This is a genomic window from Nocardioides soli, from assembly GCF_014191495.1.
In the GTDB taxonomy this organism is placed as follows: Bacteria; Actinomycetota; Actinomycetes; order Propionibacteriales; family Nocardioidaceae; genus Nocardioides; species Nocardioides soli.
Genome location: NZ_JACHWR010000001.1, coordinates 1584353 through 1596541, shown reverse-complemented (window position 1 = coordinate 1596541; position 12189 = coordinate 1584353). Strand labels below are relative to the sequence as shown.

Sequence of the window (12189 nt, the reverse complement as noted above, 5' to 3'; positions counted from 1 at the left end):
TCTCCTCAGCTGCGGGACGCCGCGGCGTCCCCGGGGTCATCGGTGGCTGCGCGCCGTGCGGGGTCGGACGGACCGAGCGTCCGCTCGGCGTCGACTCCGGCAAGCGGCCCGGTCAGATCGTGCAGGTCTGTGCAGGTCTCGAGGCGCTGGCAGAGCCCGGCGAGGTCGCGGACCTGGTCGGGTGACAGCCCGCGGCGGGTGTTGGCCTCGAACTTGGTCGTCAGCTCCGCGAACGACAGCGGTCGCTGCGGACCGCCGCGGTTGCTGAGCACCTCCTCCACCACGACGCTCCCGTCGGTCAGCTCGGCGGTGAGCACGGCCGGGAACTGGCGGGGGAAGATCGCCGTGCAGCGCTCGTCGGCCACCACGTCGACCTTGGCCATCAGCGCCCGGCGCTGCGGGTCGCGTGCCAGGTCGTCGGTGTAGTCCTCCAACGCGGCGCCCAGGCCACCGCCGCCGAGCAGGCCCACCGCGACGGCGTACGGCCCGCTGAACTGGGCCATGTAGCCGGTCTCGGGCGCACGCTTGACCTCGATCGGGTCGCCGATCGTGCGCAGGTTGGGGGCCGGTACGCCGAGGACCAGGCGTCGCACGAGCTCGGGGGTCACGCCCCGTGCCTTCAGCGCCCGCCCGGCGTCCACGGCCGCGTGCGTGAAGTGGTTCGCCGGGTAGGGCTTGAAGAAGATGTCGGGGACCGCCCACTCCTCGCCCAGCCCGCGGGTGACCGCGTCGGGATCGAAGCGGCCGTGCAGCCAGGCCTGGAAGAACCCGAAGCGGCCCTCCAGCACGGTCGGGGGACCGGTGACGCCGAGCTCGGCGAGCTCGGCCGCGGAGACCGCGGCGTGCGCGGCCCAGCCGCAGTGCAGCCGCTTCACCGTGCCGCCGGTGCGGTTGGCCTCGATGATGCCCGACGCCATGGAGCCGGCGATGCCCAGCGCGTGCCGGACCTCGGCGGCTCCCCCCGTGAGCATGGCCGCGGCCGCCGCGCCGCCCATCGCGCCGCAGATCGAGGTGGCGTGCTGGCCGTGCTCGAAGAAGGTGGAGTTGCCCGCCTCCTCGTCGTACCCGGCCATTCCGAGCCGGACGCACACCTCCAGCCCCACCGCGATCGCGCGGATCAAGGCCGCTCCGTCCGCGCCGACCCGCTGGGCCGCCGCCAGGGCAGCGGGCACCACCGTGGCGCTCGGGTGCAGGACGGAGGGGAGGTGGGTGTCGTCGAAGTCGAGGGAGTGCGCGAGCACGCCGTTGACGAACGCGGCCAGGTTGGCCGGCAGTGGGGTCGGTACGCCGACCGCGTCGGCGGGCCCGGCCGCGCGCTGGGCGACCGCCCAGCGGCGGGCCGCGACGCTGGTGTCGAGGTTGGCGGCGGCCACCGCGATGCCGAGCGTGTCCATCACGCGTGCCTTGACGCTGTCGACCACGCCGGCCGGGAGCGTGGCGGTCTCGACACCGGCCGCGAACTCGGCCAGCTGCTCCACGAGGGTCCGGTCGTCGCTCACTGTGCGAACACCGCCAGCGGACGGACGGGGGAGCCGGTGGCGCCGTAGATGTTGAGCGGGATCAGCACCAGCGTGAACTCGTGCCGGTCCTCCCGGGCCAGCTCCTCCAGGTCGAGCGCCTCGATGATGTAGACGCCGTGCTCGACGAGCAGCACCCGGTGTGCGGGCAGCGTCGCGTGTCCGCCCCCAGGGGCCAGGCGCTCGAAGGCGATGGTGTCGGCGCCGGCGGCGTGCACCCCGCGGTCGGCCAGCCAGTGTGCGCCCGCCTCGCCGATGCCGGGGACGCCGCTGTCCAATCCGACGTACGGTGCACCCTCAGCGAAGCGCTGACCCCAGCCGCTGCGGACGAGCACCACGTCGCCCGCGCCGACCTCGAGGCCGCGGCGCGCGGCCGCCGCCTCCAAGTCCGCAACCGTGATCTCGTAGCCGTCCGCACAGCGCTCGATCCCCAGGAGACCGGGGATGTCCAGGAGCACGCCGCGCCGGAGCATGGGGGCGATCGTGTGCACGCCCAGCTCGTCGAACCGTCCGCCCAGGCCCGCCTCGCGCGCGTCGGCGCCGCCGTGGAGTCGCCCGTCCTGCGAGACGTGGGCGAGGGCGTCGATGTGGGTGCCGACGTGGGTGCCGGTGCTGATCATGTCGTTGGCGGCGCTGCCGCCGTCGGCCCGCTCCATGTCGCCGTGTCGGCGAGGGAGCGAGTGGTGGAACGCCGGGTGGTTCGGCGACTGCGGCATCCCGGTGCGTAGCTGGCGCCCCAGATCGACATACCTGACTCCTGCCTGCACCAGGTGCAGCAGCGGGTCACTCACTTGACGGCCTCGCTCTCTCTCATCTCACGTATCTGCTGATCGTCGAAGCCGAGCTCGGCCAGTACCTCGTCGGTGTCGGCGCCGTGGGCTCGGCCGGTGAATCGGATCCGACCGGGCGACTTCTGCATCCGCCACATCACGTTGTGCTGCAGCACGTCGCCCAGATCGTCGTCCGGGACCTCCGTGAGCATCTGCGTCTCACGCACGTGCGGGTCCTCAACGAGGTCGCGGGCGTTGTAGACCGCGGCGATCGCGGCGCCGGCCTCCTCGAAGGCGGCCAGCACCTCGCTCCGGTCGCGCTCGGCGATCCAGTCGCCGACGTAGCCGTCGAGGAGGTCGACGTGCGCCGCCCGGCCGTGCCCGGTGGCGAACCAGGGCTCGGCGATGACCTCGGGGTGGCCCACCAGGGTGAGCACCCGCTCGGCGATGCTCTGGGCGCTGGTGGACACCGCGACCCAGGAGCCGTCCCGGGTCCGGTAGGTGTTGCGGGGCGCGTTGTTGGCCGACCGGTTGCCACGTCGCTGCTCCAGGTGGCCCAGCTGCTGGTAGACGGTGGGCCCCGGCCCGACCGCGGCCATGATCGGCTCCAGGATGCTCAGGTCGACGACCTGGCCCTCGCCGGTGGCGTCGCGGTGCCGCAGGGCCATCAGGACGGCGGACGAGGCCGCGATGCCGCAGATGCTGTCGGCCAGGCCGAACGCGGGCAGTGTGGGCGGGCCGTCGGGCTGTCCCGTGAGGTCGGCGAACCCGCTCATCGCCTCGGCCAGGGTGCCGAAGCCGGCCCGGTGTGCGTAGGGGCCGGACTGTCCGAACCCCGTGACGCGCACCAGGACCAGGCCCGGGTTGATCTCGTGCAGCACCTCCGGGCCCAGGCCCCAGCGCTCGAGCACACCGGGCCGGAAGTTCTCCACCAGGACGTCGGCGGTGGCAGCCAGGCGCTTGAGGACCTCCGTCCCTGCCTCGGACTTGAGGTCGACGGCGACGGTGCGCTTGTTGCGGCCGATCTCCTTCCACCACAGCGGAACGCCGTCCTTGCTCGGGCCGTGTCCGCGCATGCCGTCGGCCCGCTTGGGGTGCTCCACCTTGATCACGTCGGCGCCGAAGTCGCCGAGGATCTGGCAGCAGAGGGGGCCGGCGAGGATGGTGGAGACGTCGACGACACGGAGCCCATCGAGCGGCATGCGCTCGGTGACCATGAGACAGCCTTTCTGAAGTCCTGGGACGGGTGAAGCGGGAGAGTGGAGGGGTCCGGCCGCCGGGAGGCCGGACCCCTCGACGATCACTCCACGGCCGGCGCGACGTCCTCGGCCGGGATGGCGCGGCTGTTCAGCACGGCGAAGCCCTCGTCCTGCGAGGCGTCCCCCTTGACCTTCCAGGCGGTGACCGGCGACATCAGGAGGTGGTCCTCGGCGCGGAACTCGAAGGTGCCCTTGGGGCCGCTGAAGCTCATCCCGGGAAGCGCGTCGGCGACCTTGTCGGCGTCGGCGCTGCCGGCCGCCTCGATTCCCGCCTTGATCGCGAGGATCGCGGCGTAGCCCTCGTACGACCAGGCGTTGGGCCGCTTCGAGTGGGCCTCGCGGTAGCCGTCGACGAAGGCGGTGTTGACGTCGTTGTCGTACGCCTCGTCGAAGTAGTCGTAGACGAAGGTCATCGGCGGGGTGTCGGCGCCGAGCGCCTCGGCGGTCGGCGTCGAGCCGCCGAGGTTGATGACCTCGCCGTAGCGACCGAAGAAGTCGTAGGGCTCACCCTGCTTGACGAGGCCGATCGTGGTCGCCGAGAAGGTCGACATGAACAGGCCGGTGTTCTTCGCACTGTCGTCGGGGAGCGCGGAGAGCAGCGAGTTGATGTACGGCGCGACCTGGGTGGCGTCCAGCGGGACGTAGACGTCCTTCCCGGTCTTGTCCTCGCCCAGCGCGTCCGCGAACCGGGTCCAGACCTCGCGGCCGAAGTCGTAGTCCGGCCCGATTCCCTGCCAGGTCTCCAGACCCGTGGCCTCGGCGACGTCAGCGGTCGCATTGGCGAGCATGGTGTTGCTCGGCGCCAGCTGGAAGTAGTTGTCGGTCAGGCTGTCCTGTGTCAGTGCGTCGCCCTGGCAGCTCAGGCCCACCAGCACTCCGCCGCCGTCGGAGATGATCGGTGAGGCGGCGAGGCAGTCGGGATCGAGCGTGTAGCCGGCGATCAGCTTGACGCCGTCACTGAGCAGCTCACGCGCCATCTGGACCGAGGTGTTCGGGTCGCCCTTCTCGTCCTTGATGACGAGCTCGATCTCCCGACCGTCGATGCCGCCCTCGGCGTTGATCTGCTGCACGGCGAGCTCGGCGCCGCGTTTGTGCGACTCCCCGATCTCCGCCAACGGTCCGGACATGACAGCGACCAGACCGACCTTGATGGGCCCGGAGCTCTCGGCCTTCTCCGCGTCTCGCGAGGCCTTGCTGCTGCATCCGGCGGTGGTCATGAGTGCTGCGACCGCCACGAGCGACAGCATCTTCGTTGATTTCAGCATTGTTCTACTTCCTCTGCCGAGAGTGGTGTGACAGGGACTGGTTCGCTTCGCCGGGCCGACCGGCTCGCGCTAGACCTTGAGGTAGCGATCACGGATCTCCGGTCGCGCCTGGAACTCCGCACCTCCTCCCTGGAAGGCGATTCGCCCGTCGTCGATCACGCACACGTCATCGACGTTCTGCATCGCGAAGTTGACGTTCTGCTCGGCCAGGACGACCGTCACGGCGTACCGCTCCTTGATGGCGCGCAGCCCCTCGCCGACCTCCTGGACGATCCGGGGCGCGAGGCCCTCGGACGGCTCGTCCAGCAACAGAAGCGTCGGACTGGCCATCATCGCGCGGGCGATCGCGACGAGCTGCTGCTCCCCGCCACTGAGCGCGAAGCCTCGCCGGCTCAGCAGATTCTCGAGCAACGGGAACATCTCGACCATCTCGGCGACGCTGCGCTTCTCTCGCCCGCCGCACGCTCGATGGCCCAGCAGCAGATTCTCCTCGACACTCAGCGACGTCAGGATCCGCCGGTCCTCCGGGACCAGCTGCACGCCGGAGCGCGCGGCCTGGTCCGGGCGCATCCGATCCAGACGGTGTGACCCGTGCCGCACCTCTCCGGTGGTGGTCACCATCCCCCGGGCGATGCTGCGCAGCAGCGTGGTCTTGCCCGCGCCGTTGCGGCCGAGCACGGCCAGGGTGCGTCCGCCTTCGACGGTGAGATCCAGTCCGAAGAGGACATGGGCGGTGCCGTACCAGGCATCGAGCCCGGACACCGTCAGTCGGTCGGAAACCGGCTCGCTCATTCGACTCCTCCGAGGTAGACGTCGGCCACGTCCGGCCGGGCACGGACCGTCTCCGGGTCACCGGTGCAGAGCACACTGCCGCGGTACATGACGGTCACCGCCTGCGCGAGACCGAAGACGACGTCCATGTCGTGCTCGGTGATCAGCACGGTGAGCTCGCGCTCCGCCCAGAGCTGCCGGACCAGGTGGACCGTCGCCTCGGTCTCCTCGGGCGACATCCCGGCGGTCGGCTCGTCCAGCAGCAGCACCCGCGACGACAACGCCAGGACCATGGCGATCTCCAAGCGCTTCCGGTCACCCTGGGAGAGCGAACCGGCCAGTCGAGTGGTCAGGTCGCCGAGGCGCAGCTCGTCGAGCAGGTGCTCCGCCTCGACCCGCGCGGCTCGGACCGCACGGGCGGACCAGAACACGAGCGACTTGCCCTGTCGGGACAGCACGGCGGCGACGATGTTGTCGCGCACGCTGAGGGTCGGGAACAGCCGGGCGACCTGGAAGGCCCGCCCGATCCCGAGCCGCACGCGGCGCTGGGGGCTGGCGCCGGTCACGTCCCGACCGTCGAGGAGCACAGTGCCGGTGTCGAGCGGGAGCTCGCCGGCGACCGCGCCGAAGAGGGTGCTCTTGCCCGCGCCGTTGGGTCCGATCACGGCGTGGATCTGACCCGCCGGGACGTGCAGGTCCACGCCGTCGAGCGCCGCGTTGCCGCCGAACCGCTTGGTGACCGAGCGCAGTTCGATCTCCAGGCTCATCGGGCCGCACCTTCCGTCTCGCGCAGTTCGACCTCGTCGGGTTTCGGCGGGTCGCCCCCGCCCCGCCTGATCCAGTAGCGGACCGTGCGCGGCAGGGAGACGACCCCGTCGGGCAGCAGGGCCAGCACCAGGTAGACGAGGATGCCGAGGAAGAAGATGTAGGACGTGGTCCACGCCGAGAGGTAGTGCTCGAGCACGGCGTAGAGCAGGGCGCCGATGGCCGGGCCGGCGAAGTGGCCCATGCCGCCGAGGACGAGCATCATCACCGGTACCGCTGAGGCGGTCCAGTACAGCGAGTCCGGGGTGACCACCTGGTTGACGTAGGCGGAGAGGGCGCCGGCGGCTCCGGCGCCGGCCGCGGCGAGGACGAACGCCAGGGTCCGGTAGGCCCGGACGTTGATGCCCAGGAACAGCGTGCGGACGGGGTCGTCGCGCAGTGCGCGCAGGATCTGACCGAAGGGGGAGCGGGACACCTGCCAGAAGCCTGCGACGATCACAGCGGCGAAGACGGCCACGAAGTACCAGACGTATCCCGGGTCGGACAGCTCGATGCCCAGCACCCGGCTGAAGGGGAACCCGGCGAGCCCGTTGTAGCCGCCGAGGGCGTCCGTGCGGATCGCGATGGTGTAGAGCGACTGGGCGAAAGCCAGGGTGAGCATCGAGAACGCGAGCCCAGCGCTGCGCCACGCGACCGCGGCGGCCACCACCCCCACCAGTGCGCCGGCCAGGATCCCGATCAGCAGGCACAGGATCACGGGAAGACCTTCGTGCGCGGCCAGCGCGGCGGCGTACGCGCCGGCGCCGAAGAACCCGGCCTGGCCGAACGAGGGAATGCCCGCCTGGCCGAACAGCAGGTTCGTGCTGGTGGCGAAGACCACCGCGATCACCACGGTGTTGGCGAAGGAGAGCTGGCCGGCGGTGGCGAGCTGCGGGTACACGACCACGAACAGCACGCCCAGCGCGGCCAGGGCCAGCGCGCGCCTCGCTGCGACGGCCTTCCCCAATAGGGCTCTCATGCGATGACCACCTCACGGCCGGCGCCACGACCGCGCAGGCCCTCGGGACGGAAGAACAGGATCAGCAGCATCGGGAGGTACAGGGCGAAGTCGGCGAGCTCCGGCGCGTGCGTGCCCAGGAAGCTGGCGAGTACGCCGAGCAGCAGGCTGGCGATCAGCGAGCCGCTGATGCTGCCGAAGCCACCGATGATCACCACGGCGAAGGAGTAGAGGATGAACGTCGTCGCGAGGTTGGGCGTCATGCTCAGGGTCGGCGCCGCCAGCGCGCCGCCGACGCCGGCGAGGAAGATCGCGACGGCGAAGGTGGCCATGAAGATCCGGGAGATGTCGATGCCGAGGAGTGAGGCCATGTATCGGTCCTCCGCGACGGCGATCACCTGGCGACCGAACCCGGTGCCGTAGATCAGCCACTGCAGCCCGCCGAAGATGAGCAGCCCGACCACGATGAGCATCAGGTCATAGCGGGGAATCACCGTGTCGCCCAGGGTGAGAGCTCCGCCCAGGCCCTCGGGTCGCGGCTGGGTGTGCTGACTGCTTCCCCAGATCATCTGCACGGCGCCTTGCATGGTGAGCAGCACGGCGTACGTCGCGAGCAGCATGGACTCGGCGGAGTGGTCGTAGAAGGGCCGGAGCAGGAACCGCTCCACCAGCACACCGATCACCGCGGTGGCGAGACCGGCGGCCACCACCAGCAGGGCGAAGGAGGCCGGGTTGTGCGCGGCGCCGCCCTGGAACTGGTAGGCGAAGTAGGCACCGATCAGGAACAGCCCGCCGTGGGCGAAGTTCACGATCCGGAGCACACCCAGCACCAGGGTGAGGCCACTCGAGACCACGAAGATCAGTGAGCCGGCGGCGAGCCCGGTCAGCAAGGTGGTGATCAAGTTGCCTCCGACAGTGTTCCGGTTAGCGGTACATGGTTCCTCTCAACACTCACCGAGAGGAACAGTCGCTGTCAAGCAATTGACCGGAAATGCGCTGTTCTGGAGTTCGAGCGCCGCGGAGTGTTTGTCGGAGCGGAACGACGTTGCCGTGAACCTGTTGCCGGATCTTGAGTCCGCTCGGCTAGCATCTGTCCGCCTCGGATGCCTGTCCCGACTCCGAGATGGACCGCCCCGGGGCCGTGGGCCTGGCGACCGGGAGGGTTGCCTTGAAGACCTCGATGTGAGGAGTGCGAATGCCCGGCGCCACGCCCCTTGACCTCTCCCTGCTTGAGACCGCTGACTCGCTGCGCTCCGGCGAGATGTCGATCCAAGACCTGTTGGATGCCACGTGGTCCCGGCTGGAGCACACGGAGCCCGCCGTACACGCCTGGGCAAGCCTGGCTGATCCTGCCGATCTGGCGCTCCGGGCGCGGGAGCTGCAGTCGAGCCTGGCCTCCGCCGCGAGCCCGCTCCACGGCATCCCGTTCGGGGTGAAGGACATGATCGACACGTCCGCCCTGCCGACCGAAGCGGGCTCGCGGGTGCTTGCCGGCCGTCGCCCGGAGCGAGACGCGGAGTGCGTGCGGCAGGTGCAGGCGTGCGGCGGGCTGATGCTCGGGAAGGCGCACACGCACGAGTTCGCCTTCGGCGTCCGCACGCCGCAGACCAACAACCCCTGGGATCCCGCGCGAACGGCGGGTGGCTCCAGTGGCGGCTCCGCGGCGGCGGTAGCGGCGGGCACTGCGATGTGGGCCCTGGGCACTGACACCCTCGGATCGGTGCGCATGCCTGCGACCATGTGCGGGGTCGTCGGGCTGAAGCCCACCCTCGGTGCCGTGTCGACGGTCGGGGTCCTGCCGCTGGCCACGACCCTCGACTGCGTGGGCGTTCTCACTCGGACCGTGCCGGACGCGGGGGCGGCGTTCGCGGCCGTCCGACGCCCCGACCTGCCTCCGCCCGTCCCCGTGCGCGAACGGCTGAGGATCGGCGTGCTCGTGGAGAGCTCGTTGGGTGCCGTCGAGCCCGAGCAGGCCGCGGCCATGCGCGCCAGCGCCGACCTGCTGGCGGCCGACCACGAGGTGCGGGAGGTCGCGCTCGGGGACCTCGACGCCCATGTTCGACTGGGCTTCGACTTCATGCTGCCCGAAGGCAGCCACTGGCACGAGCGGTTCCTCCGCGCGGAGGGTGGTGAACCCGCCTATGACCCCGCGCTGCGGGACATCCTCCGCTCCGGCTTGGACTTCCCCGCCGTGCGATACCTGGCGGCCGGCGAAGCGCGACGTGCGCTTCAAGCCGAGCTGGCCCGCCTGCTGACGGACGTGGACGTGCTGCTGACGCCGGGCACGCCGTACCGCGCGCCGGTCGCCGCCGATCCCGGTATCAGATGGCCCGATGGAACGGTGGAGCCGATGGAGACCTCGATGTGCCGGTACACGGCAGCCGCGAGCCTGACCGGACTTCCAGCCATGAGCGTGCCTACGGGGTTGGCCGGGGGCCTCCCGGTCGGTGTTCAGCTGATCGGTGGCGCGCACCGCGAAGCCGAGCTCATCGCCGTCGGGTCGAGGATCGAGACCCGTCTCACGCCGGTGCCATGGCCGGGTTCGGCCTCGGTGACTACCTGAAGCCGAGTTGGCGGGACAGGTCTCGAGTGCCGGTCAGCAAGTGCTCGGCCGCCTGCTCCCACGACGAGGCGAACCGCTCGGTCGGGCCGCACACGGAGATGACGCCGACGACCTCGCCGCGATGATCCAGGACGGGGGCGGCGACGGAGTGGGCGTCGGCCAGACGCTCGCCGCTGGAGCGGGCGTACCCGCGACGGACGATCCGATCGAGATCCTTGCGCAGCGTCGCCTCGTCGGTGGTCGTGTTCGCCGTCAGTGCCTCACGTGGCTGGGTCGCGAAGAAGGCATCCTGGTCCTCCTTGTTGAGAAAGGCCAGGAACGCCTTGGACGAGGCGCCGGCATGGAGGGGGAACGGCCGTCCGATCGGAACCGTCATCCGCACCTCGCTGGGCGGGTTGACCTGGTCGATGTAGACCCGGTGCCAGTGCTGGCGAAGTGAGAGCGTGGCGGTCTCGTGCGTCAGCGCGCTCAGGCGCTCGAGCACCGGATGGGCCCGCTCGCGCAGGTCGACGTGGGCCAGGTAGGCCAGGCCCAGGGCGAGCGCCATCGGCCCGAGCCGGTAGCGCCGGGAGGCGGGGTCGGCCTCGATCAGGCCAGACTCCCGAAGCGAGGTCACCAGTCGGTGGACCACCGCCTTGGACAGCCCCATCGCCTGCGCGATCTCGGTGATGCCGAGCGTGGGCGACGGGGAGTCAGTGAACAGGGCCAGGACGCCCGCGGCGCGACGAACCGCACCGGCCTGGGTTTGACTCTCGATCGCGGCCACTCGCATCCCCTTCAGGCAATTGTTCCAGTGATCGGAACAAGGTTACAGGAGAAACCGGGTGCTTGCGGGTGAGCTTGACGCCTTCGCCAGGCTCTGTCGTACCTGACCTCAGTGTCGCGGATCCGCGGGTGGATTCAATCGGTCGAAGCAACACCGATCTGGAGGGTGTTGTGAGATGGGCCGAGGTGTGCCGGGCGAGGTGCGGGTCAGGTTCTTTGATCGGGTGGCCGAGGGTTGGTCGCTCTCGGCTGCTGCCGTGGAGGCGGGCGTGGCGAAGCAGTCGGCGTGGGAGTGGTGGCGGCAGTCTGCTCCGGTGATGTTGAGATTGGTTCAGACCAGACGTGGCGGGTTGCCCGTGGCTCGATCCGACGCGCCGCCCACGGGGTCTGCGCCGCCCACGGGGTCTGCGGGGTCTGCGGGGTCGGTCGTTGTGGGTGATCGGCCCGGGCGGCGGCCGTTGACCAGTGAGGACCGGGCGGTGATCGCGGTGTGTCTGCGGCGGCGGGCTGCGGGCGAGCAGATCACGCTGGCTCAGATCGGGGATCTGATCGATCGGGACAAGTCGGTGATCAGCCGCGAGATTGCCCGCAACAGTGGTCCCGACGGCAGCTACCACGGTGGCTTGGCACATGCTGCCGCGCACCAGCGGCGACGACGGCCCAAGGAGTTCCGGCTGGTGGCCAATCTCCGGCTGTGTCGGCAGATCGAGGCGTGGATGGACGATGGCTGGTCGCCGAAGCTGATCGCGATGATCCTCAGGCGGGACTACCCACACATGATCATGGAGCGCGTGTCCCACGAGACGATCTACCAGGCGCTCTACGTCCAGACCCGCGGATCGCTGCGCAAGGACCTCTACCGCCGGCTGTCGACCAGCCGGTCCCGCCGTCACCCCCGCACCGGCGCGAGGCGGGCCAACAGCCCCTACAAGGAGGCGTTCAAGATCAGCCAGCGCCCACCCGAGGTCGCTGACCGGGCCGTGCCCGGCCACTGGGAAGGCGACCTGGTGATGGGGACCGCCGGCGGCGTCGCGGTCGGCACCCTGGTCGAGCGCCAGACCCGGTTCACGATCCTGCTGCACCTGCCCGGGCGCCACGACGCCGAAGCCGTCGCGCAGGCCATGATCCGGGAGATGCGCCAACTGCCCGAGCACCTGCGCCGATCGCTGACCTGGGACCGCGGCACCGAGCTAGCCCGCTACGACAAGATCCAGCTCGACCTCGCGATGCCGATCTACTTCTGCGACCCACACTCGCCCTGGCAACGCGGCACGAACGAGAACACCAACCGGCTGCTGCGGCACTGGTTGACCAAGGGCACCGACCTGTCCCGATTCACCGCCAACGACCTGCGCCAGATCGCCGCCACCCTCAACGCCCGCCCCCGTCCCACCCTGGACCTCAAGACCCCAGCTGAGATGCTGAACCAGCTGCTCACCGAACCGACAGCAGCATGAACCACGTTGCTACGACCGATTGACCTCACCGCGGATTCGGAGCAGATACGTCAGGTGCGT

At 70.3% G+C, this 12189-nt stretch carries 11 protein-coding genes; 2 read left to right on the top strand and 9 right to left on the bottom strand.

All coding sequences use genetic code 11. From position 1 onward, the window contains the following. Nucleotides 1-5: 5 nt before the first annotated feature. The 8 genes from FHU40_RS07975 to FHU40_RS07940 all read right to left on the bottom strand — a co-directional run bounded on the left by FHU40_RS07975 (nt 6) and on the right by FHU40_RS07940 (nt 8246). Nucleotides 6-1499, bottom strand: coding sequence for an MmgE/PrpD family protein (locus FHU40_RS07975; RefSeq protein WP_183591682.1), 1494 nt, complete (start codon nt 1497-1499; stop codon nt 6-8). Continuing rightward, nucleotides 1496-2308: a cyclase family protein gene (locus FHU40_RS07970; protein ID WP_183591681.1), complete on the bottom strand. Its 813-nt coding sequence runs from the start codon at nt 2306-2308 to the stop codon at nt 1496-1498. The genes FHU40_RS07975 and FHU40_RS07970 overlap by 4 nt, the downstream gene beginning before the upstream one ends. Then, nucleotides 2305-3504 carry a CaiB/BaiF CoA transferase family protein gene (locus FHU40_RS07965; protein ID WP_183591680.1) on the bottom strand — a complete coding sequence of 400 codons (1200 nt, stop codon included), beginning with the start codon at nt 3502-3504 and terminating at the stop codon, nt 2305-2307. The genes FHU40_RS07970 and FHU40_RS07965 overlap by 4 nt, the downstream gene beginning before the upstream one ends. A gap of 83 nt (nt 3505-3587) precedes the next feature. Beyond that, nucleotides 3588-4811 (bottom strand): ABC transporter substrate-binding protein, encoded by a 1224-nt coding sequence (locus FHU40_RS07960; protein ID WP_183591679.1) that lies wholly within the window; start codon nt 4809-4811, stop codon nt 3588-3590. A 69-nt stretch (nt 4812-4880) separates the two neighbouring features. After that, the gene (locus FHU40_RS07955; RefSeq protein WP_183591678.1) at nt 4881-5603 is read right to left on the bottom strand and encodes an ABC transporter ATP-binding protein; all 723 of its coding nucleotides are present in this window, start codon (nt 5601-5603) and stop codon (nt 4881-4883) included. Further along, on the bottom strand, nt 5600-6349 hold the full coding sequence (locus FHU40_RS07950; protein WP_183591677.1) for an ABC transporter ATP-binding protein: 750 nt from the start codon (nt 6347-6349) through the stop codon (nt 5600-5602). The genes FHU40_RS07955 and FHU40_RS07950 overlap by 4 nt, the downstream gene beginning before the upstream one ends. Further along, nucleotides 6346-7365: a branched-chain amino acid ABC transporter permease gene (locus FHU40_RS07945; RefSeq protein WP_183591676.1), complete on the bottom strand. Its 1020-nt coding sequence runs from the start codon at nt 7363-7365 to the stop codon at nt 6346-6348. The genes FHU40_RS07950 and FHU40_RS07945 overlap by 4 nt, the downstream gene beginning before the upstream one ends. Continuing rightward, nucleotides 7362-8246, bottom strand: a complete 885-nt coding sequence (locus FHU40_RS07940; protein WP_183591675.1) for a branched-chain amino acid ABC transporter permease — start codon at nt 8244-8246, stop codon at nt 7362-7364. Before FHU40_RS07940 ends, FHU40_RS07945 begins: the two co-directional genes overlap by 4 nt. Before the next feature lie 293 nt (nt 8247-8539). On the opposite strand from FHU40_RS07940, the gene FHU40_RS07935 reads away from it, so the two are divergent. Further along, entirely contained in the window at nt 8540-9907 is a 1368-nt protein-coding gene (locus FHU40_RS07935; RefSeq protein WP_183591674.1) for an amidase, read from the top strand. Here the strand turns inward: FHU40_RS07935 and FHU40_RS07930 are convergent. Then, nucleotides 9900-10673 carry an IclR family transcriptional regulator gene (locus FHU40_RS07930; RefSeq protein ID WP_183591673.1) on the bottom strand — a complete coding sequence of 258 codons (774 nt, stop codon included), beginning with the start codon at nt 10671-10673 and terminating at the stop codon, nt 9900-9902. The two genes, FHU40_RS07935 and FHU40_RS07930, sit on opposite strands and share 8 nt — an antisense overlap. Nucleotides 10674-10848: 175 nt before the next feature. Between FHU40_RS07930 and FHU40_RS07925 the strand changes: the two genes are divergently transcribed. Beyond that, nucleotides 10849-12129: an IS30 family transposase gene (locus FHU40_RS07925; RefSeq protein ID WP_183591672.1), complete on the top strand. Its 1281-nt coding sequence runs from the start codon at nt 10849-10851 to the stop codon at nt 12127-12129. Nucleotides 12130-12189: the final 60 nt, after the last annotated feature.